This is a genomic window from Rudanella lutea DSM 19387, assembly GCF_000383955.1.
Lineage (GTDB): Bacteria > Bacteroidota > Bacteroidia > Cytophagales > Spirosomataceae > Rudanella > Rudanella lutea.
Genome location: NZ_KB913013.1, coordinates 2,101,830 through 2,116,749 on the forward strand (window position 1 = coordinate 2,101,830; position 14,920 = coordinate 2,116,749).

General features: G+C 54.3%; 12 protein-coding genes. 4 read left to right on the top strand and 8 right to left on the bottom strand.

The genetic code is table 11. The features are described 5' to 3' along the window. Nucleotides 1-96: 96 nt before the first annotated feature. Nucleotides 97-1,089, top strand: coding sequence for a tryptophan--tRNA ligase (gene trpS, locus RUDLU_RS0108745; RefSeq protein ID WP_019987993.1), 993 nt, complete (start codon nt 97-99; stop codon nt 1,087-1,089). Between the two features lie 87 nt (nt 1,090-1,176). After that, entirely contained in the window at nt 1,177-1,791 is a 615-nt protein-coding gene (locus tag RUDLU_RS0108750; protein ID WP_245581644.1) for a Uma2 family endonuclease, read from the top strand. Nucleotide 1,792: 1 nt separating this feature from the next. Here the strand turns inward: RUDLU_RS0108750 and RUDLU_RS0108755 are convergent, their stop codons facing one another. From RUDLU_RS0108755 to RUDLU_RS0108790, 8 genes are all read right to left on the bottom strand, one after another. Beyond that, nucleotides 1,793-2,917: a dipeptidase gene (locus RUDLU_RS0108755; protein WP_019987995.1), complete on the bottom strand. Its 1,125-nt coding sequence runs from the start codon at nt 2,915-2,917 to the stop codon at nt 1,793-1,795. 92 nt (nt 2,918-3,009) lie between these two features. Continuing rightward, on the bottom strand, nt 3,010-4,119 hold the full coding sequence (locus RUDLU_RS0108760; RefSeq protein ID WP_019987996.1) for a D-TA family PLP-dependent enzyme: 1,110 nt from the start codon (nt 4,117-4,119) through the stop codon (nt 3,010-3,012). A gap of 190 nt (nt 4,120-4,309) precedes the next feature. Beyond that, nucleotides 4,310-4,714 (bottom strand): hypothetical protein, encoded by a 405-nt coding sequence (locus tag RUDLU_RS0108765; protein ID WP_019987997.1) that lies wholly within the window; start codon nt 4,712-4,714, stop codon nt 4,310-4,312. A 9-nt stretch (nt 4,715-4,723) separates the two neighbouring features. Further along, on the bottom strand, nt 4,724-5,995 hold the full coding sequence (locus RUDLU_RS0108770; RefSeq protein ID WP_019987998.1) for a DUF6973 domain-containing protein: 1,272 nt from the start codon (nt 5,993-5,995) through the stop codon (nt 4,724-4,726). Nucleotides 5,996-6,278: 283 nt separating this feature from the next. Beyond that, nucleotides 6,279-7,790, bottom strand: coding sequence for a S41 family peptidase (locus RUDLU_RS0108775; protein WP_019987999.1), 1,512 nt, complete (start codon nt 7,788-7,790; stop codon nt 6,279-6,281). 343 nt (nt 7,791-8,133) lie between these two features. Beyond that, nucleotides 8,134-10,590, bottom strand: a complete 2,457-nt coding sequence (locus RUDLU_RS0108780) for a TonB-dependent receptor (protein ID WP_027302893.1) — start codon at nt 10,588-10,590, stop codon at nt 8,134-8,136. A gap of 358 nt (nt 10,591-10,948) precedes the next feature. After that, nucleotides 10,949-11,647, bottom strand: a complete 699-nt coding sequence (locus RUDLU_RS0108785; protein ID WP_019988001.1) for a porin family protein — start codon at nt 11,645-11,647, stop codon at nt 10,949-10,951. 91 nt (nt 11,648-11,738) lie between these two features. After that, nucleotides 11,739-12,788 carry a DUF5694 domain-containing protein gene (locus tag RUDLU_RS0108790; RefSeq protein WP_245581645.1) on the bottom strand — a complete coding sequence of 350 codons (1,050 nt, stop codon included), beginning with the start codon at nt 12,786-12,788 and terminating at the stop codon, nt 11,739-11,741. A gap of 227 nt (nt 12,789-13,015) precedes the next feature. On the opposite strand from RUDLU_RS0108790, the gene RUDLU_RS0108795 reads away from it, so the two are divergent. Beyond that, nucleotides 13,016-14,068 (top strand): sensor histidine kinase, encoded by a 1,053-nt coding sequence (locus RUDLU_RS0108795; RefSeq protein ID WP_019988003.1) that lies wholly within the window; start codon nt 13,016-13,018, stop codon nt 14,066-14,068. A gap of 13 nt (nt 14,069-14,081) precedes the next feature. Beyond that, complete coding sequence (locus RUDLU_RS0108800; protein ID WP_019988004.1) at nt 14,082-14,858, top strand: LytR/AlgR family response regulator transcription factor; 777 nt, start codon at nt 14,082-14,084, stop codon at nt 14,856-14,858. The last annotated feature ends 62 nt before the right edge of the window (nt 14,859-14,920 follow it).

The following is a 14,920-nucleotide window of genomic DNA, read 5'->3' on the forward strand; positions in this document are numbered from 1 at the left end:
GAGTGAGGAGTGAGGAGTGAGGAGTTGCTGACGCAAGCATTTCAGATGCGTCAGTAACTCCTCACTCCTCACTCCTCACTCCTATCTCCTTAAAAAATGAGAATCCTAACAGGTATCCAATCCAGCGGCCGGCCGCATCTGGGTAACATTCTGGGGGCCATTGTCCCCGCCATCAAACTATCGCAGGAACCGGGCAACGAGTCGTTTCTGTTCATTGCCGACCTGCACTCGCTCACCACCCTCAAAGAAGGCGAAACCCGCCGGGAATACGTGCGGGCTATTGCGGCTACGTGGCTCGCCTTCGGGTACGACACCCAACATAACACTCTCTGGCGGCAGTCAAGGGTGCCCGAGCATACCGAACTGGCGTGGTATCTGAACTGCTTCACGCCCATGCCGATGCTCCAGAATGCGACCTCGTACAAAGACAAGGCCGATAAGCTGGGCACCTCCGTCGTGAACGCGGGTCTGTTTACGTATCCGGTATTGCAGGCCGCCGACATTTTGCTCTACGACGCCAATCTGGTGCCCGTCGGGAAAGATCAGCGGCAACACCTCGAAATGACCCGCGATATTGCTTCGGCCGTGAATCGGGCTTACAACAACGGCGACCCAACACAGGATGTGTTTGTCTTGCCCGAAGCCCGTATCGACGAGCGAATCATGACGATTCCGGGCATCGACGGGGCCAAGATGAGCAAGTCGTACGGTAACTACATCGACATTTTCCAGCCAGCAAACGATCTGTACAAGGTTATCAAGAAGATCAAGTCGGACTCGACCCCGCTGGAAGAACCCAAAAACCCCGATACCGACATCACGTTTCAGCTATACAGCCTCATTGCGTCTGAGGAGCAAACGGCCCAAATGCGCCAGAACTATGAAAAGGGTGGCTATGGATACGGGCACGCCAAAAAGGAGCTGTACGAGCTAATCCTGAGCACCTACGCCACCGAGCGCGAGCGGTTCAGTTTTTACATGGAAAACCCCGATGAACTGGAGAAGGAACTGCGGGCTGGCGAAGAAAAAGCCCGTGCGGTAGCCCGCCAAACCATCGAGCGCGTGCGGCAGGCTATGGGGTTCAACTGAGGTTGCCTTTTCACGCCTTTTGTCCTAACTTGATAAAAAAATAGCGTCAGTATGGTTAATGCAACGCTCAGTCTGTCTGGACAAATCGTGGAACGGCTTCAAACCGAAGCCGAGGTTTTGCTACCTGTCTCACTGGACGAGTATTGGGAGGTGGCGTCCGAAATTGGCGAAGAGCATTCGCCAATGGAATACGATATTGAATATCTGGACGGCCACCTCCGCGCTCGAATAAAAATGGCAACCGACTTTCACGAACTCATCGTCGCCAATCTGGCAGGCACACTACGATCAATTTATTACGACTACCCGGATATCCGGGTTATGGGTAGCAACCGAACGGTGTATGTGGAGCCCTGTCAAATGGCCGTCAAGCCCGATTTGGTAGTTATGAACGCCCCCAGCGACCTGTATCCCCGAAAAGGGCAGGAAGCGGGCATAAAAAACCCGTATATTCTGGTAGAGGTCTTTTCCGACTCGACCCAGAAACAGGACCGTAACCTGAAACTCCGTTGCTACAAGCAACTCCCATCGGTTCAGTACATCATTTACGTAGAGCAATATTTGCCGTACGTTTCGGTTTACACCAAAAACGGCGACGTGCATCATTGGCTCAACGATGATTACGATTCGCTGGAGGACATTATCAAACTGGGTGATGTAGAACTGTCAATGAAGGACATCTACCACAAAGTTACCTTCTGATTTACGCCCACGCTTCGCGCAGAAACCGCAGCCAGTTGCCGTACATGACCCCGTCGATGTCGGCGGGCGAAAAACCACGCCGGGCTAATAGCTCCGGCAGCCGGGCCAGGTCGGCAATGGTATCCAGATCAACAGGCGATTGCTCGGTGCCAAACGTACCGTCGAGGTCGGAGCCGATGGCAATATGCCGGGCGTTACCAGCCAACTGGCAAATGTGATCGTAATGGTCGATCAGCGTGTCGAGGTACACCCCAAAATCGGCGGGGTTGCTTTGCCGCTGCGTAAGGCCGGGTTTCATCATCCAGGCATCCAGACACCCGCCAATCACGGCGTCGCGCTCAACCAGCCGCCGAATCTGCTCATCGGTAAGCTGACGCTGATGCGGCACCAACGCCCGGCAGTTATGGTGGCTCGCCCACACCCGGCCCTTGTACAACGCCAGAGCCTCGTCGAAGCCCTCGTCGGTCAGGTGGGTTACGTCGAGTACCATATTCAGGTTGTCCATTTCGCGGAGCAAGTCTCGGCCAAGGGCCGTCAGCGGGCCACTCATACCCGTACCCGGTGCGTAGCGGCCGGGTCCGTAATGCGCCGGGCCCAATGCCCGCAATCCGTACCCATAGGCCCGTTCCAGATACGACAACCGCACCAGCGAATCGGCCCCTTCAAGACTCAGAATATAGCCCACCGGCTTTTGTTCATTCGGGATCGACGTATCCTGCCAGAGTGCCAGATGGGCCTCCAGCCCGGCCCGGTCGCGAATTTGGCGCATTTGCGGAAACCCGGCCGAATCGTCGTCTTCCATCGCTTCGTACCAGGCCCGTTGCGCCTGTGTCATGGCCCAGGCCTGCTCGGGTGAGCTCCAGCCTGCTCCGGGTCGCATGGCACCCGTGAGTGTCGATGAGGCTGCGGTGTAGTCTGTTCCGTTGAACCGGGCAATCTGCGTAGCTACGACAAGCCCAATGCCACCCCGGCGCAATTCGGGCAGTGACACCACCCCGCGGCCCCGATCAATTTTGTCGTCCATCCCCTGCTCCGACGCCCGAATGGCGGCTACCGGATACCGATAATCACGATTCCATTCAATAGCATTGAGCGAGATGTCGAGGTGGGCGTCTATTGTAAACATAGTTGGCAGTTGGCAGTTGGCAGTTAATAAATTCTTACGTCAGCTTTCCCTACTGTTCACTGCCTACTTTTTCGCTGCCTACTGCCCACTATTTAGTGGCCGCGGGCTGTTACGGGCCATTCATCAACCACCTGCCCGTGCTCAACTACCTGCACGGCATCGTACAGATTCACGGTCGGGCAAATATGGATCGGAATCCCGTACCATACGTCGCCGGGTTGGTGCGCGCGGGCATTGGATACCCGCACCACCAGATGCTCTTCGCTTTGGCCAATCGGCTCGGCATCGGGGTGGTCGGGGAAGAGCACCCTCGGAAACGGGTTTTCGGCCGCTACCGATTTATGACCGAGGTCGATGCACAGGGTTTGGTCGTCGATAACCGAAATCACACGCGTGAGCAGCACGGCCGCTACCTCGTAGGGCAAATCGGGCAAAGCCTGTCCGTACCCGGCATCCCAGAATACAAACGTGCCGGGGCTCAGCTGCATGGTGGGGTCGGTGCGCCGGGCGTGGGCCGGAAAACTGGGTGTACCGCCCACCACAATGGGTAATTCAACGCCCTGTGCTTCTACAATCTGTTGCTGCACCGCTTTCGCCAGTGCAAACGACGCATCGGCGCGGGTACAGCGTACGGCAAAGTCCGTATCGCGGATGTGGCCATCGTACGCGTGCAGACCCGCTACCTGTACGCCCGGCAACTGACCTATGAGGTTGGCCAAAACGGGTGCGACCACCGGGTCGATACCGGTACGGCCCATGCCTACGTTCAGATCAATCCAGACATCAACCGGGCGCGGGGCATCGGCAAACACCGCCGAGAGGTGCCGCGCCCCCGCTTCTGAATCGGTCAGGCAGGCCCACCGAACCGTCGGAAACGCGTCGGCCAGTTGACGGAGTCCTTCGGCTTTGGGCCCAACCACGGGATAGGCCAGCAAAATATCGAGAGCACCCGCTTCGGCCAGCATCCGGGCTTCTTTGAGCGTCGCACATTTAAACTGCCGGATGCCAGCGGCCAGTAACTGATCGGTTACGGCGCGCATTTTGTGCGTTTTCACGTGTGGGCGCAGCCGGGCCGCTCCCCCTTCGGACCCACCCGCAGCGGCTATGTGAATCGTCTTCTGAATATTGTCGGCCACGGTCCCGGCATGTACGAGCAGGGCAGGCGAATCAATCAGGTCGGGATTAGTGAGGTGATACCACATATAGGGTGTATAGATTCGGGGTTCGGTTCTGTGCGCGACGGTCAACAGTATGTCCACAAAACCAAAAACCGGATGCAATTTACGTATCACGCAGCCCTGAGTGGTGTATTAATTAAAACAAAAGCCCCTACTCCAGAGGTAGGGGCTTTACGAAGAATGCGTGCAAAAAGGTAGTGCGTTTTTACAAAACTCAAACAATACCCCATTTGATTTTGAGACTACCTGTCATGGGTATAGTGGGCCTAATTTCCATGATGACATTTTTATTGTTGTAATAATCCGACCGATAGTCGGTATTACCATCATAGCTCCCTTTTGGAAACACTCTGGTAAAGATCAGTACGTTTGAACCTGATGGGGCCTTTTCGTAAAACTTAAACGTTACTTCCTGCGTAATATTCCCTGTTATTTTCAAGAGTACAGCCGTTGAAGGGCCTTCCTTCTTTGGTGCAGTAAGTTCGTACGTTTCAACTTTAGAGAAATCGGAGAGTATAACTTCTGCATAAGAAACCTGAGTGGCCACACCTGGGTTCTTACATCCTGCACAGGCAATAATTATTGCCCAATACAAAGCGAGTGCGAGAAATTTCTTCATGCGCTATACCTAATTACAGTTGATTGAAACATCAGCCGTTCGACCTATATAAGCACTCCCATCAGGATTGGAAGTTGGTAATGCGATTAAAAAGCTACTTGTGTCATTGTGGTAGTTCATCCCTCCAAGACTGCCCAAATTACCATTGTAATAACTTAAAGTACCACTTGCGTACTGTTGGCGCAGATGAAAACAAACGTAGGATTTAAAATAGTCACGAATAGCGTCATCGCTGGGGTTATACGTAACTATTCCGAACAAACCTGTTCGTACCATCTGATACATATAAGTTCGTCCAACTAAATTATTATGCAAATCCATAGCAGCATCGTCTCCCTCTGATCCTGATGTTGGCAAACTGCCACTAACAAACCAACTATCAAAATTCCATGCAAAGTAGGTACCTAAATCATTGAAGAAACTGCCGTTAAAAGTTTGCGTTGGACAACTTTGGCAGTTGATGTTTTTCAGTTCGTGAGCAGTAGCAAACTGCCGCATTTTATCCAAAGCTACCCATTTATTTCCTCGCCGGGTAATGATCTCCTGCACCCCCATAGCATTCCAGACTGCATGTTTAAAGGCATTTGCATTATGCCTATCTCCGTTACCATTAGGCCCAAAAAGAGCATCGACCATATTAGTTGCATCGGTCCGAGCCACTGATACGCTCCAGCCTGATGTTGGGTTCCAGGCCGTTAAAGCGTTTTCAAAGTCATTAGGTTCTCCAAATTCCAGTGCCATTCGTGCCCCCTTTCTCGCCTTCATCTTTTTGGCCAGTTCAGGAGCAATTTCGATCTTAATTAGGTCTGAATAGTAATCGTAAACGACTTGACCATACTTATCTATATCTTCTTCGTTCTTTAAATCCGGAAAATCCTTACGGATACGGGCAAGGTCGCTCGATTTCAGGGGCCGTTGGCGCAAATCGGGGTACTTTGCAGCTATTCTTCGAATTTCCTGAAGGATTTCATCTAAGGTAAGTAGACCCCAGTCGGCTTTATCCTGAGCAGCTACCCGCCCTCCCGGATCCGTTTTGCTCAAAACGTGTTGGTCAAAATAAGCCATGTATTTATCAAACTTTTGACCAAAAATATCCTGTGAAACATTGGCTGGAATTCTAACGCGGAGGCCGCTCATCGTAACATAACGGTCTTCGGGGTTGATATTTCCCCTACTATCGACCGTTTCGAGATGCAGTTCGCAAGAGAGGATAGTGATCCCAATAAGGGTCAGCATCAGTAAGTTCCCCATCAAATGGGTAAATGAACGCTTGGCAAACATAATTTGTGGTTGTTTAGTCCGCCAGCGGGGTTGTTTAGTCCGCTACAAATGTACAAGAAATTCAAAAATCGATTACTTATGAGTTAGTAAACGGTAACCCAAAAGCAACTACTAAAGTGCTTAGAGTTCATTCACAAAAATTTAATGGAACGTGCGCTTGCATACACACTTAGCCAAATAATGAGTAACAGCCTACATGTATTAGTTGGAGACACAACCCACAGAATACTTGGTCCTTGATTGGAGCAAAGTAAACAATGTATTACTGCATTACAGCCCATTCTTACCGGGAGTTAGACAAGGCATTGGACGTTGCCCGGTCGCGCGACATGAGTTGCCGGGCCGTTTCGAGATCGCGGTCGCGGCCCTGCCGCAGATCGTCGAGCGAGTAAGCAACGGGATAGTCGGGCATAACGCCCCGGCCCTGATCGCGGCCGGGCAAGGGAAGCCGAATCCTGTATGCCGGTATTTTGACCACCATTCGGGTATTGGGCAACTGCACAAAAATGCTTTGACCGGCATTGCACCCGTAGGCCCCGCCCCCCGTTTCGCGCCCGACAATCCGGACGTTGGGGTTGTATTGCCGGGCCAAAGCCGGGAAAATAGATCCTGCCGAAAACGAGAGTCCGTCCGTCAGGATATAAACCGGCCCCGTAAACCGCCGATTTTCGTAGGGTCGAACGGTTTTGCGGTACGTGGGTAACTGGAGATTGCCGTGGTCGTCGCGCCGGAGCCGAAACCGCAGATCGATGTACGCAAACGGGCTGCTGAGCCAGGTTTTAACCCCCGGAATACGGGCCGTACGGGCGTTGGCCACTGTTGAATCCCAGAACACAAACGGCTGCGTAGCTACGTACCGCACCAGATCGCGGCAGGTTTGGGCACTGCCCCCGAGATTGCCGCGGACATCGACAATCAGTTGCCGAATTTCCCGGCGTTTTATTTCCTTGAAAGCGGCCGCAAACGCTCGGCGCATGGGACCATCGGCAAACCGGTCAATTTTGAGCACGGCAATGGCCGAATCTTCGCGCACCACCGACAGGCGAATGCCGCGTCGGTTAAGAACCGTGCGGGTAGGCAGGGCCGACCGTTGCCGCCGAACGGTATCGGCTTTGGCATAGCGGGCCAACCGACGGGCCGAGACACCCCGCGTGGGCAGGGCCACTTTGCGCAAACGGCCGGTCGAGTCGGTGAGTTGAACGGTGAGGGTATCCTGATACCCGTAAGCCGCCCGGTACAAGGCCGGCATCAGCATCGACAACATGCCGTCGCTGGCAGTTTGGGTGTAGCCGTCGCCCCAAACCATAGGCCGAAACTGACGGATCAGTTCGGTAGCCGGGCGGCCGTCGAGGGCGGCAATTTCTTCAAAAGCCGACACACCCGTGGCCTGCATGGGTTGCGTGGCCACAAACAGCTTGTCGCCCCGCACCAGCAGCGACAGCGGTAGCGGAGGCTGCCGGAGTTGGCGCAGGTACCGCTGGCGCTCTTTAGAGATAGACAGCCCTGTGTGGGCGCACCGCACCCGCCCGATGTACGGACGCAGCAACAACCCAAACTCAACGTCGTGCATCGACCGGTCGATCTGGGCTACGGCCTGCCGATACGCCAGATTAAGACTATCGGGCGAGGTGTACCGGTACAGACCCGGATGCAGCTGCACAAAGGCCCGCTGCAACACGGCGAGGTCTTCCTGCAACTGAGTCGGCGTGTACAGACGATACGGGTCATACTCGTCTGACTGGGCGCTGACCCAGTACGGCAAGCCGATGAAAAGGAGTGTTAGCAGGCGTTTCATACAAATCAAAACACAAGATACTACGAAAAAGCCGTTCCGGGCACCATTTGATCGAGAAGGGTGTAGAACAGGTTTCTTTTTCTGACCGCCCGGCGGCCCGGAGGATTACAGGATAGACAAGATTTTTTGGGCTTGAATAAATCCTGATTATCCTGTAATCCTGTCAAAAACTTTTTTTAGCCAACCTGTCATCATGAACTTATCTAACGCCAGTACACAAAAAAGCCGCTCTTCAAATCGAGGGCGGCTTTCTACTTGTATTCTTAACCTAAAGTCAATCCTGTTCAATGAATCGGTTGGGTGGTGAGCCGGTCGGGTAACCGACTCACGCACGCCTGATATTTTAGTTGTTGCTCTGTACGCGGTTTTGTTCTGCCGAGGTGGCCGACTGCCGCTGACGAGCCGCTTTTACGTTCTGGTTGCCAAATCGGTAGGTAAACGTAGCCCGTACCTGACGGCTCTCCCACCGCGACTGCATTTTGAGGTTGATGTCCTGATACTGCGCCGAGCCCCGGAATTTGTTAATCCAGAAGGGGTCGTTTACGTTGACCCGGAGCGTACCTTTTCCGTCGAGTACCCGCTTCTGCACCCCAAGGCTGAATGCGCCCATCGGCTGGGTTTTGATGATACCGTACACCCCTGCTGAATTGAACCAGCCTGCCAGTTCGGCACTGAAGCCTTTACCGAGGGTGAAGTTGTTCGAGGTGTAGAGGTTGTACGTCAACACTTTCACGTTCAGGTTCGCGCCCCGGTACTCGGCGTCGATGTTGTTGTACAGCGCCGTGATGTTGTTCTGCATCATCCACCACTTCCGCACCTGAACCGGGAAGCTCAGGGTCAGGTTTACGTTCTGCTGCAAGCGCATGTTCTGGGTCATCACAAACGTGGTCGAGTCGGCGGGGTTTTGGCCGGGCACCTCGCGGAAAATCACGTCGTTGGTGCGGCTGTAGCCAAGCGTAGTCGAGAACGCGCTCTTGTACACGTGGGTCATCTCAACCGAGTGCGTCAGCTGCGGGCGCAGGTAGGGGTTACCCTCCTGATACGTGTACTTGTCGAGGTAGAACTTAAACGGGTTCAGGTCCTGGTAGCTCGGCCGGTCAATTCGGCGGCTGTACGATACGTTCAGGACGTGGTTGGTGTCGAGCTGCCGCGATACGTGTACCGTTGGGAACAGGTTGACATAATCGCGGGTAACCGTTTGGTTCAGCGTCACCGACTTACCTTCTGAGTGCGTATGCTCCATCCGAAGGCCTGCCTGCAGGTTCGTTTTCTTGTTCAGCCTGGTCGCAAAGTTGGTGTAAGCCGCGTTGATGTTTTCGTTGTACTGGAACCGGTTGGTCTGGTTGGTATTCACCACCTCGCGGTTGTCGATAATGTCGAAGTAGCGCATATCGTTGTCGGTACTAACAAGGCTGCTTTTCACCCCGGCTTCGATTTTGCCTTTCTTCGTCGGGTGTACGTAATCGGCTTTAGCGGCCCAGATATTGATTTCGGCCATCATCGGGTTACGAAACCGCTGCGCTCCCTGCACCTCCGCCCCGGCGGCATTGTAAAACCGGGTGGTCATATCGTTGAGGTTGTCAGCGTTGAAGCGTGAGTAGTCGGCGTCGGCGGTCAGTTCACGCCCTTTCCCGTTGAAATCATACTTGTAGTTGACGTTACCGGTGATGTTGTTCCAGCGATTTTCCGACCGGATGTTGGTAGTCGGCACCAGGGTTACCTCACGGTTGGCGTTGCTGATATAGCTCGTATTGATGCCGTTGGGTTGCGCCCAAAGGTTCGAGAAACCCGTCAGAACAGCGCCAACGGTGCTTTTGCGCGTCAGGTTGTAATCAAAGCCCGCCCGGAAATTGACGTTGCGTGAGAAGTTGACCCGGTACGAATTTTGGTCGAAGTACGACGTTTGCCCCTGCAACGGAATCACGCGGCTGATGTCGTTCATCTGAAACGAGCGGCCGTACCGGGCGTTCACGCTACCAAACGAGGTCATTTTGCCCTGACGGTGGTTGAGGTTGATGCTGGCGTTGGTTTTCTCGAACCGACCTACACCCGCGCCCAGAATCGCCGTGCCGTTTGTTCCGAAATTCTTGTCGCGCTTCATCTTGATGTTGATAATACCCGAATTGCCCGACGCATCGTATTTAGAACCGGGGTTCGTGATAATCTCGATTTTCTCGATGTTATCGCTCGGCGTGTTTTTCAGCAGGTTTGATACTTCCTGTACCGAGAGGTAGGTCTGCTTACCGTCGATCATCACAATAACGCCCGCCTTTCCTTTCAGCTGAATCTGATCATTCTGGCGGTCAATGGTGACACCGGGCGCCTTTTCGAGCACCTCTAGGGCCGTGTTGCCGCTCGATACGATGCTGTTTTCCACGTTAACCACCGTCCGGTCGACCTGCTGCTCGATGAACGGCTTCTTGGCAACCACCTTTACTTCGCTCAGGTTTTTCGACTCCTCGGCGAGGGTCAGCTCAGGGCCAGCCACCGACGACTGCGTGGCGTCGACAGCGAACGGTTTACTATACGTTTTGGCAAAACCCACCTGCTGCGCCCCGATCCGGTACTGACCCGGCGTTACGTTTTCGAAGGTGTACGCGCCCTTGGCATCACTGATAGCTCCCTTTACGAGTTTGGTCGAGTCAGATGCTTGTACCAGCAGCATGGTTACGAACTCAAGCGGCTGGCCAGCGGCAGTTTTTACCTGACCGTTGATGGTGTGTTTGGTTGGCGATTGTCCGAAAGCGACTATACAGGCGCTGAGGAGCAAAAGCAGAAGGGAAAGTGTAACGGATTTCATGACGATTATTGCTGTTGTTGTCCTGTTCAAGCAAGAAGTACAATGCAAAGGTAGGTAGCTGGCATTACAAAGTACCTTTTCTTACACAAGCGGTCGGATCGGGTGGATAAGCGGATTTGGGGATTTTTGGGGGCTCGGATTACGTCAGAAGTGCGGCTGATGGACGTAAAGGTCACTACAGAGATGCGCGCCCGAAACAGAAAGTTGCACGAACTGATAAAAATTCGTGCTGAACGGTAGAATACGACTTCGAAATATCTATAGAACTACTCTGATTACTGGGTAATGGTCGTTGAGTTGTTACGTTTTCCTCCCCAATTGAAGCTGATTGCGCTTCAATTGGGGAGGCTGCACCCGCTTACAACCGGATACCAACCGACCAAACGTTTACTTTGGGTCCCTGGCCATCGCGGAAAAGCATGGTAGATGGTTCGTAGCGGACAAACAGGCCGGTGTCTTCGCCCCAGGCGGCTTCGGCCGTGAGTCCCCACCGTAGCGAGGTGGTGTTGTATCCGCCGTGATTACGGGTAGTCTCACCACCGTCGGGTTTTACTTTCGTATAGCTGTCGAGCCGGATACCGGCGTACGCTCCTACCCCAAAGGTTACTCGATCAGACGGGCCAAACATGAGCAGTACCGGAATATTACCCTGAAACGTGGTCAGTTTAGTCCGTTTCAGATCGCGGTTATCGCCCACCAGCACCGACTCCTGCCGACCCGTTGCCGGGTTTACGGTTGATACCAGCCGCTGATCCCGCTCGAACATGAAGTTGTTCCAGGCAATTTCGGGCCCGACACCAATGCGGGGGCCATCGGGCCGGTTGCTCAGGGGCAGTTGCCGACGCCACGACAGGGCCACAAACCGCGACCCGAGCGGACGTAGCTGAAAGGCATCGGCTCCGGCACCACTCACGCCGTTGATACCGATATAAAAACCAAAATCTTTGATGATGCGGGGTTTGTAGGGCGCTTCGCTAGGCGACGTATGGGCGGTTTGGGCGGTCGCAGTCGTGAGCGAAGTAAGGGCGGCAGCGCAGAAGAGAAGGAATGGTTTCATGGTTTTTCAGGCGATTGTTTAGGGGTTCAGGAAAAGCTCCGAACCCGTTTTACGTTCCAGATGCAAAAGGGATGCGGGCGGGTTGCACGCTTCACAAAGAATTTAATTCGACCACGGTGACGCCGGGGGTGGCCCGGAACCCATCGACCATGATTTTGCGGTGATTGGCCCCGACGAAAACAACTACGCGTTTGGCACCCCTCTGCCGGGCCCGTTCTACGGTATTGCGCACCATATCGTCGTTTCGATTTTGCCACTGGGCCAGCATGGCCTCGACCTCTTTTTGCGGAAAGCCCGTAGCGCCAAACAGGCGGTGTGCCCCGTAGAAATTCACGATATTGAGCATTTCATCGCCCGCAGGTGAGTTGAAAAACCAGGTTGACTGACCCGCCTTTTCGGCCTGGCTCTCAGCCTGCAATAAGGTACGAACGCGATTCATCAGCGCGGTAAACCGGCGGGCCTCCGTCGAGGTACTGTCGGTCAGGTGGTCGGTCCAGGCCCGGTAAAGCGTGTCGACGCGGTCCCAGGCGGCCTGCCAGGCAAGGTCGTGTCGTTGGCTGTCCATCGCCCCCAGTTCATCAATACCAAGTGCATCCATCAGCGGAAACACCACATTATGGTATTCGCTGGAGCGATTAGTGTATAGCGAATCGGGCTCGCCCAAAATAGCGCGGTAGGCGGCTACCTCGTCGGGCCCGAACTGTGGGCGGGCCTTATCGAGCCGGTACAGGTGGTAGCGGGCGTTGGCCATATCCCGATTGAGGTACAGCACCCGCGCCAGTTTCATACGCTCCTGATGAAGTTGGGGTTGCTTACGCAGTAACCGGCGGGTTTCGCGGATAAACTGGTCCGGGTTTTTAGGCGCCGGGTAAGCCGTCTGCCGGACGTAGGCCAACCGTCGTTCTACATTGGCTTTGTTCCAGTAATTCGTCAGGGCGTCGTAGTCGGCGGCCGACAAAAACTCGCCGTACAGGGCGTCAGGCTTGAACGTGGCAATCTGCCGAATCAGACTATCGAATTTCTCAACTTGCTTTTTGCCGTAATTGTGCGACGTACCCACCATGAGTACGTCGAGGGGCTGGCCAACGGTGGTTGGTAATCTTGTAAACAGGAGAACGAGCAGGGCGAATAGCGGTTTCATACGGTTGTGTTGTGTTCGGTTGATTGATGGGACAAAGGTGCGGGAGCCCATTTCGCAGCGCTTCATCAACTCGACCAACCGGGCCGTTTTGTCGGCAAACGCCCGTTGCAGAGCCCAAGCCTGTTGGTCGGCAAAAAAAGGGCGTTGGTCGAACCGGTTTGGGCGTATGCACCCTACCGAGCACTTTTGCAGCGTAACCAAAACCGCGTACACGCTCCGCCCATGCCATGACGTTCAATCGCCAACTTAGCCGCCCCCTTCTCCGTAACCTGCTGTACCTGGGTCTATTTTTGCTACCCCTCTCGCTCGACCTCATCAACCCCAACCGCGACCGAATCGAGTTCAGCCTGTTTGGATCCACCTTTGTGCTTGTTTTTCTGCTCACGGCCTGGTTTGAGCACGTCGTAGTGCTGAACCGGTTTCTCGACAGGCAGCAGTATGTACAAACCGGGCTGGGGTCGATTTTGGCCTTGTTCTTTTTTGTTGGCGTGCGCTATCTGGTTGAGCAGCAGTTAACCCGGCTCTTGTTCGGGTCAGTCAATTACGACCCTACCGACCTGACAGCCAGTTATTATTTGAGCGATAACCGATACTACGCTTTGGCAAGCGTGGGGCTGGGTGTTCTGTTTAAGCTAATCGAAGACTGGATTGTGCTGCAACAGGAGCGCCGGGCGTTGGTAAGCGAGAAAACAACCGCCGAGCTGGCTTTCCTTAAATCGCAGATCAACCCGCACTTTCTGTTCAACACGCTCAACAATATTTACGCCCTGGCCTACACCAAGTCAGATGCCGCACCGGGGGCCATTCTGAAACTGTCGGAGCTGATGCGCTACATGCTTTACGAAAGCACGGGCGGACCGGGCGGAGATGCCTCTCCACCCCAGAAAGTAATCCTCAGCCGGGAGATTGAGTACCTACGCAACCTGGTCGATCTGGAAACTCTGCGGGTTCCCAACGCACAGGTCCAGTTTGTGGTCGATGGGAACACCGATTTATACCGCATTGAGCCAATGCTGCTTATTTCACTCGTGGAAAATGCCTTTAAACACGGCAACCTCACCGACCCCAACCACCCCCTCGTTATTCGGTTGAGTGTGCGGCAGGGGCAGTTACAGGCCGAGGTTACCAACAAAAAAGGCCATCATCAGAAAGACGCGACCGGCGGCATAGGCTTGCCCAACGTGCGCCGTCGGTTAGCTTTGTTGTACCCCAACCGGCACCAACTCCACATCCACGAAGACGCGCAGACGTTTGTCTGTCGGCTCGAAATAAGCCTGTAAGCCCCTTTTCCCTATGTTCCGTACCCTCATTGTCGACGACGAACCGCTGGCCCTCACGATCCTGAGCGATTATGTCGGCAAAGTCCCTTTTCTGACCCTTACCGGCACCACAACCAGCCCCATTGCGGCCCTGCAACGTGTACAGGCGGGCGAGGTCGATCTTATTTTGCTGGATATTCAGATGCCCGAACTCACGGGGATTCAGTTTCTGAACATCATCCGGGGCAGCCGTTGCCGGGTTATTCTGACCACGGCCTATGCCGAGTATGCCCTCGATGGGTACGAACACGATGTAGTCGATTATCTGCTCAAGCCCATTTCATTCGATCGGTTTTACCGGGCGGTGCAAAAACTGATTGCCCAGCCAAACCCCACCACACCCACCGGAGGAGGACTACCTACCGGGGCAGGGGCTGCCGTGTCGCACGCCCATGAATGGGCCGAACGCGTCTCGCCGGACCCCGACTTTATTTTTGTTAAAACCGAATACCGGCTCCAGCGCGTCGACCTGACCGACATTTTGTATGCCGAGGGGCTGAAAGATTACGTGTCGCTCTTTCTGCCACCCCCACCCGGCAAGCCCGATCCGACCCGCCTGCTGACGTTACAGACCCTCAAGCATCTGGAAGAGAAACTGCCGGTGAGCCGGTTTGTACGGGTGCACAAATCATACATTGTTGCCCTCAACCGGATCGAATCCATCGAACGCAACCGGATATACATTGGTAAGGCCGTTATTCCGGTGGGCGATACCTACCGCGATGAATTTTTCCGGCGCATCGACGGGTGAGCGGGTCGATTATCGGATAATCAGCGATCGTAAGTTTCCCGATTGGTGTTCTTTGTTTGTAC

Excerpts from the sequence above, each read along its gene's own strand:
- trpS (WP_019987993.1), top strand. The coding sequence starts at position 97 with ATGAGAATCCTAACAGGTATCCAATCCAGCGGCCGGCCGCATCTGGGT.
- RUDLU_RS0108755 (WP_019987995.1), bottom strand. The coding sequence starts at position 2,917 with ATGTTTACAATAGACGCCCACCTCGACATCTCGCTCAATGCTATTGAA.
- RUDLU_RS0108760 (WP_019987996.1), bottom strand. The coding sequence starts at position 4,119 with ATGTGGTATCACCTCACTAATCCCGACCTGATTGATTCGCCTGCCCTG.
- RUDLU_RS0108765 (WP_019987997.1), bottom strand. The coding sequence starts at position 4,714 with ATGAAGAAATTTCTCGCACTCGCTTTGTATTGGGCAATAATTATTGCC.
- RUDLU_RS0108770 (WP_019987998.1), bottom strand. The coding sequence starts at position 5,995 with ATGTTTGCCAAGCGTTCATTTACCCATTTGATGGGGAACTTACTGATG.
- RUDLU_RS0108775 (WP_019987999.1), bottom strand. The coding sequence starts at position 7,790 with ATGAAACGCCTGCTAACACTCCTTTTCATCGGCTTGCCGTACTGGGTC.
- RUDLU_RS0108780 (WP_027302893.1), bottom strand. The coding sequence starts at position 10,590 with ATGAAATCCGTTACACTTTCCCTTCTGCTTTTGCTCCTCAGCGCCTGT.
- RUDLU_RS0108785 (WP_019988001.1), bottom strand. The coding sequence starts at position 11,647 with ATGAAACCATTCCTTCTCTTCTGCGCTGCCGCCCTTACTTCGCTCACG.
- RUDLU_RS0108790 (WP_245581645.1), bottom strand. The coding sequence starts at position 12,788 with ATGAAACCGCTATTCGCCCTGCTCGTTCTCCTGTTTACAAGATTACCA.
- RUDLU_RS0108795 (WP_019988003.1), top strand. The coding sequence starts at position 13,016 with ATGACGTTCAATCGCCAACTTAGCCGCCCCCTTCTCCGTAACCTGCTG.
- RUDLU_RS0108800 (WP_019988004.1), top strand. The coding sequence starts at position 14,082 with ATGTTCCGTACCCTCATTGTCGACGACGAACCGCTGGCCCTCACGATC.